Genomic DNA, 13,657 nt, shown 5'->3' with positions numbered 1-13,657 from the left:
GCGCGGCCGTGGCCGAGGGACCCCGCTGGGACCCGGCCCGCTACCTGCGCTTCGGCGACGAGCGGAGCCGCCCCTTCGCGGACCTCCTCGCCCGGGTGCCTCCCGCGCCCGGGGACGGGGCCCGGCCCGCCCGCTCGTCGTCGACCTCGGCTGCGGGCCCGGCACCGACACCCCGATCCTGCGCCCCTTCTTCCCCGGCGCCCGCCTCGAGGCGGTGGACGCCAGCCCCGAGATGGTCGACGCCGCCCGGGCCGCCGCGCCCGGGGACGACGTCGAGTACGTCCTGGCCGACGTCCGCGCCTGGCTGGCCGCGCGCCGGGACGCGCCGGGGGAGGCGCCGCGCGCGATCGTCTCCAACGCGATGTTCCAGTGGGTCGAGGACCACCTGGGGATGATCCCGGAGCTGGCCGACCTGGTGGCTCCGGGCGGCAGCCTCGCGCTGCAGGTCCCGGCCAACTTCGACGCGCCCTCCCACGTGCTGCTGCGCGAGCTGGCGGCCCGCCCGGAGTACGCCCGCCACGTCACGGCGCGCCTGCGGGACACCTCGGTGCGCGCCGAGGAGTACCTGCGCGCGCTCGCCCGCCCGGGCTGGCGGGTCGACGCGTGGGAGACCACCTACCTGCACGTCCTGCAGGGCCCGGACCCCGTCTTCGAGTGGATCTCGGGGACGGGGGCGCGCCCGGTCCTGGAGTCCCTGCCCGACGCCGAGCGCGAGCGCTTCGCCCGGGAGTACCGGGCGGCGCTGCGCCGGGCCTACCCGGCGCTGCGCCGGGCCTACCCGGCGGGGGAGGCGGGGACGGTGCTGCCGTTCCGGCGCGTGTTCGCGGTGGCCACGCGCGACTGAGGCGACGCGACGGAGCCGAGGGGGCACGGCCCGGGCCGCGGCGGCCGGCGTGCGGGGCGCGCCCTCAGGCCGGCGCGGTCCGCCGCGTCCGCGGGCTCGAGACCGTCGGGTCCCCGGGGATCCAGAACCGCAGGGGCGCGTCGACGTTGCGCGAGATGCCGATGCGCCGGCCGCGCACCGACTCGACCCGGCGGAGCGGCGGCTCCAGGAAGAACTCAGCGCTGCGGCCGGGGCCGAACTGGCCGAGCGGGGCGCCGTCGTCCTCGAGGCTCAAGCCCAGCGCCGAGCCGAGGTTGCCCGGCCCGCGGGCCAGGCCGGCGTCCTCCGCGCGCTCGCCGCGGCGCGAGCGGACCTCGTCCCAGCCGGACAGCACCTCCCCGGCGCGCAGCAGCACCCCCGAGCCGATGCCCTCCGGCGAGCAGACCAGGTTGCCCGCGCGGTGGATGCCGTAGGAGGCGTAGACGTACAGGCGCGAGGGCGGGCCGAACATCGTGGCGCAGCGCGGCGTCGGGCCCTTGTAGGAGTGGGACGCGGGGTCGCCGGTGCCGAGGTAGGCCTCCACCTCGGTGAGCCGGATCGCGACGTCGCCCCGGTGGATCACCGCGCCGAGCAGCTGCGGGGCCACGACGTCGGCCGTGTCGGTGAAGTCGATCATCCGTCCATCCTGGCACGAGCCGGGGCGGCGCGCGGGTGACGCCCCGGTCACATGCCTTTCACCCGCCCCCGCGATCCGATAGACTCGGGGACGCGTCTGGCTGCAGTCCGTGGTTGCCGGGCGCCCCTCCCACCCCGCATCCGGCGGCCGGCCCGCGCGCCGGCGCCGGGAAGCGGACCCGGGCGGGTCCCCGGCGGCAGACGTCGCACCGGGGCCGTTCACGGCACTGACTCTAGGAGTTAACTCAGTGGCACTCGATCCCGCTGTCAAGCAGGAAATCATCAAGGAGTACGCGACCGTCGAGGGCGACACCGGTTCGCCCGAGGTCCAGGCCGCGGTCCTGACCCGCCGGATCTCCGATCTGACGGAGCACCTCAAGTTCCACAAGCACGACCACCACTCCCGTCGTGGTCTGATGATCCTCGTCGGCCGCCGCCGTAACCTGCTCGGTTACCTGCGCCGCGTCGACATCGAGCGGTACCGTGCGCTGATCCAGCGCCTCGGCATCCGCCGCTAGGACGTCGCAGCGAGGGGGCGGCGCCTCCCGATCCATCGGTTGATCGGAGGGCGCCGCCCGCATCGCATGACGGGGGCGCCCGCCCGGCAGGAGCCGGTCGGCGCGCAGACCATACCGGCGCGGCCCGCGCGACGTGCGGTCCTCGGTAGTGGCCTCCGGAGTCCCCAGCGGATTCCGTGGGCCTCGATCGAAGACCGAGTCTCGTAACGCGCGGCGCCGCGCACCAACGAGAAACGGAGGTGACCCGTGGAGGGTCCCGAGATTCAGTACGCAGAAGCCGTCATCGACAACGGCGCATTCGGCAAGCGCACCGTGCGCTTCGAGACCGGCCGCCTCGCCCAGCAGGCCGCCGGCGCCACCCTCGTCTCCATCGACGAGGACACCAGCATGCTCTCGGCCACGGCCGTGGGCAAGAACCCCCGCGAGGGCTTCGACTTCTTCCCGCTGACGGTCGACGTCGAGGAGCGCATGTACGCCGCGGGCCGCATCCCCGGCTCGTTCTTCCGCCGCGAGGGCCGCCCGTCCACCGACGCGATCCTGGCCTGCCGGCTCATCGACCGCCCGCTGCGCCCCGCCTTCACCAAGGGCATCCGCAACGAGGTCCAGGTCGTCGTGACCGTCCTGACCATCGACCCGGACGAGATCTACAACACCGTGGCGATCAACGCCGCGTCGATGTCCACCGTCCTGTCCGGTCTGCCCTTCCAGGGCCCGGTCGGCGGCGTGCGCATCGCCCTGATCGACGGCCAGTGGGTCGCCTTCCCCAAGCACTCGCAGCTCGAGAACGCCGTGTTCGACATGGCCGTCGCGGGCCGCATCGTGACCAAGGCGGACGGCACCGAGGACGTCGCGATCATGATGGTCGAGGCCGAGGCCACCGACCAGTCCTGGAACCTCATCCAGGGCGGCGCCCAGGCGCCCACCGAGGACGTCGTCGCCGAGGGCCTCGAGGCCGCGAAGCCGTTCCTCAAGGCCCTGTGCCAGGCGCAGGCCGACCTGGCCGCGCGCGCCGGCAAGCCCCAGATGGAGCTGCCCCGCTTCGGCGGCTACGGCGACGACGTCGCCCAGGCCGTGGAGTCCCGCTTCGGCCAGAAGGTCAAGGACGTCTACTCGATCGCCGGCAAGCAGGAGCGCGAGACCGCCTCGGCCGAGCTCCAGCAGGAGGTCTTCGAGGCCCTGGCCGGCGAGGGCGCCGAGTTCGCCGACCGCGCGGACGAGGTCAACGGCGCGTTCAACGCGATCAGCAAGCAGACCGTGCGCCAGCGCATCCTGACCGACCAGGTCCGGATCGACGGCCGCGGGCTCACCGACATCCGCCAGCTGACCGCCGAGGTCGAGGTCCTGCCCCGCGTGCACGGCTCCGCGATCTTCGAGCGCGGCGAGACCCAGATCATGGGCGTCACCACGCTGAACATGCTCAAGCTCGAGCAGCAGATCGACTCGCTGTCCCCGGTGAAGTCCAAGCGGTACATCCACCACTACAACTTCCCGCCCTACTCCACCGGCGAGACCGGCCGCGTGGGCTCGCCCAAGCGCCGCGAGATCGGCCACGGCGCGCTCGCCGAGCGCGCGATCACCCCGGTCCTGCCCTCGCGCGAGGAGTTCCCCTACGCGATCCGCCAGGTCTCCGAGGCGCTGGGCTCCAACGGCTCGACGTCGATGGGCTCCGTCTGCGCCTCGACCCTCTCGCTGCTCAACGCCGGCGTGCCCCTGCGGGCCCCGGTCGCCGGCATCGCGATGGGCCTGGTCTCCGACGAGGTCGACGGCGAGACCCGCTACGCCGCGCTGACCGACATCCTGGGCGCGGAGGACGCGCTGGGCGACATGGACTTCAAGGTCGCTGGCACCTCCGAGTTCGTGACCGCGATCCAGCTCGACACCAAGCTCGACGGCATCCCCGCCTCGGTGCTGGGCGCCGCGCTGAAGCAGGCCCGCGAGGCCCGCCTGCACATCCTCGAGGTGCTGACCTCCGCGATCGACGCCCCGGACGAGATGAGCGAGTTCGCCCCGCGGATCATCACCGTCAACGTCCCGGTCTCCAAGATCGGCGAGGTCATCGGGCCCAAGGGCAAGATGATCAACCAGATCCAGGAGGACACCGGCGCCGACATCTCGATCGAGGACGACGGCACCGTGTTCATCGGCGCCGTGGACGGCCCCTCGGCCGAGGCCGCGCGCTCGGCGATCAACGCGATCGCCAACCCGCAGGTCCCCGAGGTGGGGGAGCGCTACCTGGGCACGGTCGTCAAGACCACCACGTTCGGCGCGTTCGTCTCGCTGACCCCGGGCAAGGACGGCCTGCTGCACATCTCGGAGCTGCGCAAGCTCAACGAGGGCAAGCGCGTCAACGACGTCGAGGACGTCCTCGGCGTGGGGCAGAAGGTCCAGGTCGAGATCACCAAGATCGACGACCGCGGCAAGCTGTCCCTGGCCCCCGTGACCGAGGACTCCGAGGAGTCCGAGGCCCTGGAGGACGCGGAGGCCTAAGCGTCCCCGCCCACGCACGACGACGCCGTCCGGCCCGTTCCCGCAGCACCCCCGGGTGCCCCGGGGACCGGGACGGGCGGCGTCGTCGGCGTCCGGGCCCTTCCCCGGCCCCCTCGTTCGGGCCTTCCTCCCGGCCCCCTCGTCCGGGGCCCTCCCCGACCCCTCGCCCCACCCCGACCCACCGAAAGCTGACACACCCCTCATGCCCTACGACCTCTCCCTCGACCCGCAGCGCCTGACCGAGGAGCTCGACTACCGCACCGGCCGCCTGGTCTACTCCGGCGAGGGCGGCAACGACGTCCGCCGCTCGGTGCTGCCCGGCGGCGTCCGCGTGGTCACCGAGCGGATGCCCAGCCAGCGCAGCGTCGCGCTCGGCTTCTGGGTCGGCGTCGGCTCGCGCGACGAGGAGCCCGGGATGCTCGGCTCCACGCACTTCCTCGAGCACCTGCTGTTCAAGGGCACGGCGAACCGGACCGCGCTGGACATCGCCGAGGCCTTCGACGCCGTCGGCGGCGAGTCCAACGCCCTGACCGCCAAGGAGCACACCTGCTACTACGCGCGCGTGCTCTCCGAGGACGTGCCGATGGCGGTGAGCGTCATCGCGGACATGGTGACCTCCGCGGTCCTGGAGCCCGCCGAGCTCGAGCAGGAGCGCGGGGTGATCCTCGAGGAGATCGCGATGGACCTCGACGACCCGACCGACGTCGCCTTCGAGGAGTTCACCGCCCAGATCATGGGCCGCCACCCCCTGGGCCGCCCGATCGGCGGGACCCCCGCGGAGATCACCGCCGTGGAGCGCGACGCCGTGTGGGAGCACTACCGCCGCCACTACACCCCGGACCGGCTGGTCATCTCGGCCGCGGGCGGCCTGGAGCACCACGAGCTGGTCGAGCTGGTCCTGGAGGCGCTGGAGCGCGCGGGCTGGGACCTCACCGAGGGCGTCACGCCGCGCCCCCGCCGCGTGCGCCGTCCGTCCCCGCTCGCCCCCGAGTTCGGCGAGCACCGGGTGGACCGCACCTTCGAGCAGGCCAACGTCATCCTCGGCACCACCGGGCTGATCGCGGGCCACGAGCGCCGCTTCGCGATGTCGGTGCTCAACGCGGCCCTGGGCGGCGGGATGTCCTCCCGGCTGTTCCAGGAGATCCGCGAGCGCCGCGGCCTGGCCTACAACACCTTCTCCTTCGCGGGCTCGTACTCCGACGCCGGGTACTTCGGCATGTACGCCGGCTGCACCCCGGAGAAGGTCGCCCTGGTGACCGACCTGATGCGGGCCGAGCTGGACCGCATGGCCGCGGAGGAGATGCTCCCCACCGAGCTCGCCAAGGTGACCGGGCAGCTGGGCGGGTCCACCGTGATGGGCAGCGAGGACGTCGGCTCCCGCATGTCCCGCCTGGGCCGCTCCGAGCTGGACACCGGGCACTTCACCGACCTCGACGAGCTGCTCGCCTCCCTGCGCGCCGTGACCGCGGCGGAGGTGCGGGAGCTGGCGGCCGAGCTGGCCTCCCGCGAGACGGTCCTGACGGTCGTCGGGGCCTGAGCCGGGCGCCCGGGCCTCGCGCGGCGGGTCCCGGGCGCCGCCGGTTCAGGCGGCCGGGAGCGCGCGCCGCCGGTGCAGGCGCCTTCGACTCGCGCGTCGGGTCTCACGCACCGGGCCCGGCCCGCCGGGCGCGGGCTCCGCGCGGGCCCGGTCGACGGCGTCGGCGATCGTGCGCGCGTAGAGCCGCTGGCCCTCGGGCTGCGGGTGGACGCCGTCGGAGACCAGCAGCTCCGGGCGGCCCGCGCTGGCGGCCGCCCAGTCGGCCAGCACGGCGGGCCCACCGGGGCCGGAGGCCTCCCGCACCGCCGCGTTCGAGGCCTCGACCCAGGTCAGCTCCGGGGGAGCCTGCCCGGTGACGAGCACGACCCTCCGCGGCTCCCCGGTCCGCGCGATCTCCACGACCCGGTCGATCTTCTCCCGGGTCATCTCGGAGTTGGTCGACAGCGAGACGACCACGATCCCGCCGAGGGTGCCGGCGTCGAGCCGCTCCCGGAGCGCGGCGATCCCGTCCTCGACGTCGCGGGAGACCGCGGCGTCGACCGTCAGCCCGGGCAGCGCCTCGCTCAGCGCCGGCGCCGCCGCGAGCGTCACCGAGTCCCCGATCACCGTCACGCCCTCGCCCGCGGGCCGCGGCTCCTCCGGGCCCTCGCTCGCGGCGGGCTCCTCCGGCGCGGGCGGCGGGGAGCGGGCTCGCTCGCCACGGACTCCGCCCCCTCCGCGACCACCCGCTGTGCCTCGGTCATCTCCGGCGCGCCGACCCACGCGGCGCCGACGCCGAGGACCCCGGCCACCGCGGCGGCCAGGGCGGCGGCCGCGGCCGCGCGGGCCGCCCCGGCCGGAACAGCCCGCCCAGCAGGGCCCCCACCGCCCCGCCGAACCCCAGCCGGCGCACGGGGTTCTCGACCCACCGGTACGAGGCCGCCGCGACCCCCACGGTCAGCGCCAGCACGACGCCGCCGCGCACGCCCGCGTCCGCGCCCGGTGCGGCGTAGTGGGCGAGGACCCACAGGGGCCAGTGCCACAGGTAGATGCCGTAGGAGCGCGCCCCGACCCAGGCGAGCGGGCGGAGGGACAGCAGCCGCCGCAGCCCCTCGGCCCCGGTCCCGCGCACGTCGGGCAGCAGGCACTGGACGACGCCGAGGGCCAGCAGCGACGCCGCGAGCAGGCCCCCCGGGAACAGCACCCGGGGCTGGGCCTCCGTGAGCAGCAGGGCCGTGGGCAGCAGCATCGCGAGGCTGACCCAGCCCAGCACGATCCGCGCGGCGTTCAGCGCCCCGGAGCGCCGCGGGACGCCCGGGGACCGCTCGCCGCCCGCGTCGCGCCGCGGGTACATGCTCCAGGGGACGGCCAGGGCGAGCGCGGCGCCCGCCATGAGCCCGAACGCGTGGGTGTCCAGCCCGTAGTAGACGCGGGTCGCGTCCCCCGTGGCCCAGAGGACCCCGGCCATCGCGAGGACCGAGAGCCCGCCCAGGGCCAGCGGGACCCGGCGCCGCGCGCGCCAGGTGGCCAGCAGCATGCAGGCGAGCACCAGGAGCACGGGCCACAGGAGGTAGAACTGCTCCTCCACCGCGATCGACCAGAAGTTGGTGAACAGCTCCGGGGAGGTCTGCTGGAAGTAGTCGTGCTCGGCGGCGATGCCCGCCCAGTTGGTCGTGTAGGTCAGCGCGGAGAGGAGCTGGCGGGGCATGCCCGCCAGCACATCGCCGCCGATCAGCGCGGCCAGGCCCGCGCAGGTCGCGACGCACACGAGCATCGCCGGCACGAGCCGCCGCAGCCGCCGCATCCAGAACTGCGGCAGCCGCATCCGGTCGGTGTAGGCGGCCTCGCGCAGCAGCAGCGCGGTGATGAGGTACCCGGAGATCACGAAGAAGACGTCGACGCCGATCAGCCCGCCGGGCAGCAGCCCCGGCCAGAGGTGGAAGACGACGACGCCGGCCACCGCCAGGGCGCGCAGCCCGTCCAGGCCGCGCAGCACGAACCGCCGGTCGCCGTCGCGGGGCGAGACGGCCGTGCCGAAGGGCGTGGCGGCGGGCGCGGTGGGCATGGGCGGGCTGGTTCCTCGGGAGGCGGGGCGGGCGGCGTCGCGCGCGGAGTGCACCGGGCGCGGCGACAAAGCGTGGCGACAGGGCGTGGCGGCTCGGGAGGCCGGGCCGCGCGCCGGACTCCATCGTAGCGAGCGGGAGCGTGGCGAGCGTCTCGATGACCCCGTGCCGGCCGGTTGTGTCGCGGGCACCCGCTAAGGTGGAGGGATGACTGACGTGATCAAGGTAGCCGTCCTGGGCGCCGCCGGCCGCATGGGCTCGGAGGCCGTCAAAGCCATCAACTCCGCCGCGGACCTGGAGCTCGTCGCGGCCCTGGGGTCGGGGGACCCCCTCGAGTCGCTGGAGGGGACCGGGGCCGACATCGTCGTCGACCTCACCGTCCCCTCCGTCAGCGAGGCGAACGTCCGCTACGCCGTCGAGCACGGGATGCACGCCGTGGTGGGCACCACCGGCTGGGACGAGGAGAAGCTGCAGCGCCTGCGGGACCTGCTGGACGAGCACCCGGAGACCGGCGTGCTCATCGCGCCGAACTTCGCGATCGGCGCCGTGCTGGCGGGGAAGTTCGCGGCCGCGGCGTCGCGGTACTTCGAGTCGGTCGAGGTCATCGAGCTGCACCACCCCAACAAGCTGGACGCGCCCTCGGGCACCGCGCGGCACACCGCGCAGCTGATCGCCGAGGCCCGGCGCGAGGCCGGCGTCGCCCCCAGCCCGGACGCCACCGAGTCGGATCCCGAGGGCTCCCGCGGGGCCGTGATCGAGGACGTGCACGTGCACGCGGTGCGCCTGCGCGGCCTCGTGGCCCACGAGGAGATCCTGCTCGGGGACACGGGCCAGCAGCTGTCCATCCGCCACGACTCCTTCGACCGCGTCTCCTTCATGCCCGGCGTGCTGCTGGGCGTGCGGCGGGTCGGCTCGGCCCCCGGGCTGACCCACGGCCTCGACGGATACCTGGAGCTGGACTAGGGCGTGGGATCGCTGCGCTACTTCGTGGCCGGCGCCGCCGTGCTGGCGGCGGCCACCGTCTGGCTGCTGCCCCTGCCCCCGGGCACGCGCCTGTTCATCCTCGTCGTCCTCGCCTTCAGCGCCGTCTTCGTCTTCGTCGACTCGACGCGCAAGGGCAAGACCTTCGCCGCCATCACGATCGCCCTGCTGGCCCTCTACCTGGGCGCGACGGCGCAGCGCGGCGTCCTGCTGCTGCTCGCGGGCGGCTGGGCCCCGACGCTGCTGGGCCTCGGCATGGTCATCCTCCCGGTGGTCGGCGCGTGGGCGCTGGTCCGCGAGGTGCTCTTCGGCGTGCGCGTGCAGCAGCTCGCCGGGCGCCTGGCCGAGGAGGGCGGGCTGCCGGAGGACACGCTCCCGCGGACCGACTCGGGCCGCGTGGACCGGGACGCGGCCGACGCCGAGTTCGCGGCCTACCGGGGCGCGGTCGAGGAGGACCCGGGGGACTGGCGGCGCTGGTTCCGGCTCTCCCTGGCCTACGACGCCTCCGGTGACCGCAAGCGCGCCCGCCGCTCGATGCGCGACGCCGTCGGCATCTGGCGGGGCCGTCCTCCGCACGCCCTCTATGACGGGGAGAAGTGACGGATGTGCGGTACCCTGGGCACTATGTCTGAGACTACGTTCGGAAACCAGCCCGCCACAGAGCCCCTCTTCGGTCGTCTGCTGACGGCCATGGTCACCCCGTTCGCAGCGGACGGGTCGGTGGACGAGGAGGCGACCGCGAGCCTCGCGGCCGAGCTCGTGGACCGCGGGAACGACGGCCTCGTCGTCTGCGGCACCACGGGCGAGTACTCGACCATGACCGACGAGGAGAACGCCCGGGTCTTCCAGGTGGTCAAGGACGCCGTGGGCGACCGCGCCAAGATCGTGGCCGGCGTCGGCTCCAACGACACGGCGCACACGCTGCACCTGACCGAGCTGGCCGAGAAGGCCAAGGTGGACGGCCTGCTGGTCGTCACGCCGTACTACAACAAGCCCACTCAGGCGGGCCTGCTGGCCCACTTCCGCACGGTCGCCGACGCCGCGGACACCCCCGTGATGCTCTACGACATCCCGGGCCGCGCCGGCATCGCGATCGACCCCGAGACCATCGTGGAGCTCGCGGAGCACCCCAACATCGTGGCCGTGAAGGACGCCAAGGCGGACCTCGCGGCCGGCACCGACGTCATGTCCCGGACGGACCTGCAGTACTACTCCGGCGACGACGGGCTCACGCTGCCCTGGCTCTCGGTCGGCGCGGTCGGGCTGGTCGGCGTGACCACCCACGTGGACCCGGAGCGCTTCCGGAAGATGATCGACGCCGCCGTGGCCGGGGACCTCGAGGAGGCCCGCCGCATCCACCGCGAGCTGCACCCGGTGGCCAAGGCGACCATGACCCGCGCCCCCGGCGCCGTGGCCGCCAAGACGATCCTCAAGTGGCAGGGAAGGCTCGCATCCGACGCGGTGCGCCTGCCCCACGTGAGCCCCACGGATCAGGAGCTGGCGCTGATCCGCTCCGATCTGGAGGGCTCCGTGGTCGCCTCGACCATCAGCTAGAGAGACATCCGGGCCCGGCCGCCAGTGAGGCGGCCGGGCCCTCACACAGAAAGGGGTCCCGTGACCCATATCCAGTACGACCTGCCCAAGCCTCCCAAGCTCGGGCGCAACACCCTCCGGGTCATCCCGCTCGGCGGGCTGGGCGAGGTGGGCCGCAACATGACGGTCTACGAGCTCAACGGCAAGCTGCTGATCGTCGACTGCGGGGTGCTCTTCCCCGAGGAGACCCAGCCCGGCGTGGACCTGATCCTTCCGGACCTCAACTACGTCCTGGACCGCCTGGACGACGTCGTGGGCATGGTGCTGACCCACGGCCACGAGGACCACATCGGCGCGGTGCCCTACCTGCTCAAGCGGCGCCCCGACATCCCCCTCATCGGCTCGCAGCTCACGCTCGCCCTGGTCGAGGCCAAGCTGCAGGAGCACAAGATCCGCAGCCGCAGCCTCGCCGTGGTCGAGGGCGACGTCGAGGACCTCAAGCCCTTCGAGTGCGAGTTCATCGCCGTGAACCACTCGATCCCCGACGCGCTGGCCGTGTTCATCCGCACCCAGGCCGGCACCGTGCTGCACACCGGCGACTTCAAGATGGACCAGCTGCCGCTGGACGGCCGCCTGACCGACCTGCGGCACTTCTCCCGCCTGGGCGAGGAGGGCGTGGACCTGTTCCTGCCCGACTCCACCAACGCGGAGGTCCCCGGCTTCACCCCCACCGAGAAGAACATCGGCGGGGTGCTCTCCAGCGTCATGCGCGACTCGCCCAAGCGGATCATCGTGGCCTCGTTCTCCTCGCACGTGCACCGCGTGCAGCAGGTCATCGACGCCGCCGCGGAGCACGGCCGCAAGGTCGCCCTGGTGGGCCGCTCGATGGTCCGCAACATGTCCATCGCGGAGAAGCTGGGCTACCTGCACGTACCCAATGACATCCTGATCGACCTCAAGAAGGTCGGCGACTACCGCGACGACCAGGTCGTGCTGATGTGCACCGGCTCGCAGGGCGAGCCGATGGCCGCCCTGTCCCGGATGTCCACCGGCGACCACCAGATTCAGATCGAGCAGGACGACACGATCATCCTCGCCTCGTCCCTGATCCCCGGCAACGAGAACAGCGTCTTCCGCATCATCAACGGGCTGCTCAAGCTCGGTGCCAACGTGGTCCACAAGGGCAACGCCAAGGTGCACGTCTCCGGCCACGCGGCCGCGGGCGAGCTGCTGTACTGCTACAACATCCTCGAGCCCGGCTACGTCATGCCGGTGCACGGCGAGGTCCGGCACCTGCTCGCCAACGGCAAGCTCGCGATCGAGACGGGCGTGCCCGAGGAGAACGTGCTGCTGGGCGAGAGCGGCATCGTGGTGGACATGAAGGACCACGAGGCCAAGATCGTCGGCGCGATCGAGTGCGGCTACATCTACGTGGACGGCAAGTCGGTCGGCGAGATCACCGACACCGACCTGCGCGACCGCCGCACCCTGGGCGAGGAGGGCTTCGTCTCGATCGTCACGGTCATCGACCGCCAGTCCAAGCGCGTGATCGCCGGGCCGGACATCCACACCCGCGGCGTCGCCGAGTCTGACTCGGTCTTCTCCTCGATCATCCCCAAGATCTCCTCCGCGGTGGAGGAGGCCCTGGCGGACTCGTCGGGCAAGAAGCCCAGCACGCACCAGCTGCAGCAGGTCGTGCGCCGCACCGTGGGCCAGTGGGTCGGGCGCAAGCTGCGCCGGAAGCCGCTGATCATCCCCGTGGTCGTGGAGTCCAAGCGCGAGAAGTAGGCCGCCGGCCGCTCGCGCAGCGGGCCCGGGGGATGGCGCACTTCACCGTCGCCGTCTCCCGGGCCCGTCGTCGTATCCAGTACCCTTGAGTGATATGGCGACTCGAACTTCCCCCACCCCCCAGAAGGGCGCCTCCTCGAAGGGCCGGAAGTCGGGAGGATCCACGAAGTCCACCCGGCGGCCCGCCAAGGCGCCCGCGCGTTCACCCGAGCAGCCTCCCTGGCTGGTGCGGGTCGTCGTCGGCGCCTGGCTGAGCGTCGCCCACGTGGTCGGCGGCGCGATCCGCCGCATGGGCACGCTGCGCACCGAGGTCGGCCCCGAGGAGCGGCGCGACGGCGGGGCGCTGCTCATGCTGGTCCTCGCGCTGATCACCGCCGCCGTCGAGTGGTGGAACTTCGCCGCGATCGGCGCCCAGGCCGCCGCCTGGCCCGCGCTCGCGTGGCACGCCGTGGCCGCCGGGACCTTCGGGCTCATGGCGCTCGCGGCCCCCGTGCTGCTGGGCGGCTTCGCCGTGCGCGCCTTCCGGCACCCCACCGAGATGGGGGCCAACAACCGGATCGCCATCGGGCTGCTGCTCATGACCATCGCCGGGTCCTCGCTGTTCGACCTGGCCGCCGGCTCCCCGGGCATCGGGGAGGGCCTCGAGGCCATCCGCGGGGGCGGCGGCATCGTCGGCCTGCTCGCCGGGGGGACGCTGGCCAAGCTGATCTCCGGCCCGGGCGCCATGGCCCTGCACGTCCTCCTCCTGCTGGTCTCCGTCCTGATCGTCACGGCCACGCCCGTGCGGCAGATCGTCCCGCGGATCCGCGGCGGCCTCGCCCGGCTCATGGGGGAGAAGCCGCCGGCCCGGCCCGGCGAGGAGCGCGGTCACGACCGCAGCTACCTCCAGGAGTCCTTCTCCTCCGACGCCGCGCCCCAGGCCTCCCGCAAACGCGGCCTGTTCGGGCGCCGCAAGCGCGACAGGCAGGACCGGTCCCTCGACGGCTACAGCGGCGACGAGGCGTTCACCCAGGCCCTGCTCGACGCCGAGACCGGGCCGATCGATGCGCCCGCCGCGGGCCGCCGCCCGGCCGGCGACGACGCCGATGCCCGCACCCGGCTCTTCGACCAGACCTCCGGCCCGGAGGAGCCCCGGCAGAAGCGCCGGAAGTCCGAGCTGTTCGACCTCGGCAAGTTCAACCGGGCCCGTGGCGTCAAGGGCGCCGACGACGCCGCGCGCGAGCAGCCCGGCGGGGCCGGCGCCGCCCACGAGGGCGCCGCCCACTCCGGCGGG

General features: G+C 73.6%; 12 protein-coding genes. 9 read left to right on the top strand and 3 right to left on the bottom strand.

The window, feature by feature from the left end; translation table 11 throughout:
- Window positions 1–25: 25 nt before the first annotated feature.
- Entirely contained in the window at window positions 26–844 is an 819-nt protein-coding gene (locus NBM05_RS15335) for a methyltransferase domain-containing protein (RefSeq protein WP_309248106.1), read from the top strand.
- A 64-nt stretch (window positions 845–908) separates the two neighbouring features.
- Here NBM05_RS15335 and NBM05_RS03145 read toward each other — a convergent pair whose 3' ends face one another.
- Window positions 909–1,499 (bottom strand): DNA-3-methyladenine glycosylase, encoded by a 591-nt coding sequence (locus tag NBM05_RS03145; RefSeq protein WP_254165061.1) that lies wholly within the window; start codon window positions 1,497–1,499, stop codon window positions 909–911.
- 247 nt (window positions 1,500–1,746) lie between these two features.
- Between NBM05_RS03145 and rpsO the strand changes: the two genes are divergently transcribed.
- The 3 genes from rpsO (at window position 1,747) to NBM05_RS03130 (ending at window position 6,040) form a co-directional block, all read left to right on the top strand.
- Window positions 1,747–2,016, top strand: a complete 270-nt coding sequence (rpsO, locus tag NBM05_RS03140) for a 30S ribosomal protein S15 (protein ID WP_254165060.1) — start codon at window positions 1,747–1,749, stop codon at window positions 2,014–2,016.
- Between the two features lie 246 nt (window positions 2,017–2,262).
- A complete protein-coding gene (locus NBM05_RS03135) occupies window positions 2,263–4,503 on the top strand; it encodes a polyribonucleotide nucleotidyltransferase (protein ID WP_254165059.1) in 2,241 nt (746 codons plus the stop codon).
- Window positions 4,504–4,705: 202 nt separating this feature from the next.
- A complete protein-coding gene (locus NBM05_RS03130; RefSeq protein WP_254165058.1) occupies window positions 4,706–6,040 on the top strand; it encodes a M16 family metallopeptidase in 1,335 nt (444 codons plus the stop codon).
- A 45-nt stretch (window positions 6,041–6,085) separates the two neighbouring features.
- Here NBM05_RS03130 and NBM05_RS03125 read toward each other — a convergent pair whose 3' ends face one another.
- Both NBM05_RS03125 and NBM05_RS03120 read right to left on the bottom strand, forming a co-directional pair.
- The gene (locus tag NBM05_RS03125) at window positions 6,086–6,652 is read right to left on the bottom strand and encodes an SGNH/GDSL hydrolase family protein (RefSeq protein ID WP_254165056.1); all 567 of its coding nucleotides are present in this window, start codon (window positions 6,650–6,652) and stop codon (window positions 6,086–6,088) included.
- A 127-nt stretch (window positions 6,653–6,779) separates the two neighbouring features.
- The gene (locus NBM05_RS03120) at window positions 6,780–8,084 is read right to left on the bottom strand and encodes an acyltransferase family protein (protein ID WP_254165054.1); all 1,305 of its coding nucleotides are present in this window, start codon (window positions 8,082–8,084) and stop codon (window positions 6,780–6,782) included.
- 205 nt (window positions 8,085–8,289) lie between these two features.
- Here NBM05_RS03120 and dapB point away from each other — a divergent pair, with 205 nt between their 5' ends.
- The 5 genes from dapB to NBM05_RS03095 form a co-directional block, all read left to right on the top strand.
- Complete coding sequence (dapB, locus tag NBM05_RS03115; protein WP_254165052.1) at window positions 8,290–9,045, top strand: 4-hydroxy-tetrahydrodipicolinate reductase; 756 nt, start codon at window positions 8,290–8,292, stop codon at window positions 9,043–9,045.
- Between the two features lie 3 nt (window positions 9,046–9,048).
- Window positions 9,049–9,663: a hypothetical protein gene (locus NBM05_RS03110; protein WP_254165050.1), complete on the top strand. Its 615-nt coding sequence runs from the start codon at window positions 9,049–9,051 to the stop codon at window positions 9,661–9,663.
- Between the two features lie 24 nt (window positions 9,664–9,687).
- Window positions 9,688–10,617 carry a 4-hydroxy-tetrahydrodipicolinate synthase gene (gene dapA, locus NBM05_RS03105; RefSeq protein ID WP_254165048.1) on the top strand — a complete coding sequence of 310 codons (930 nt, stop codon included), beginning with the start codon at window positions 9,688–9,690 and terminating at the stop codon, window positions 10,615–10,617.
- A gap of 60 nt (window positions 10,618–10,677) precedes the next feature.
- Complete coding sequence (locus NBM05_RS03100) at window positions 10,678–12,384, top strand: ribonuclease J (protein ID WP_254165046.1); 1,707 nt, start codon at window positions 10,678–10,680, stop codon at window positions 12,382–12,384.
- A gap of 94 nt (window positions 12,385–12,478) precedes the next feature.
- On the top strand, window positions 12,479–13,657 hold a 1,179-nt coding region (locus tag NBM05_RS03095), incomplete at its 3' end, for a DNA translocase FtsK 4TM domain-containing protein (RefSeq protein WP_254165044.1).

Origin of the sequence: Rothia santali, assembly GCF_024199905.1 — a bacterium.
Classification (GTDB): domain Bacteria; phylum Actinomycetota; class Actinomycetes; order Actinomycetales; family Micrococcaceae; genus Rothia; species Rothia santali.
This window is presented reverse-complemented; position numbering and strand designations above follow the sequence as displayed.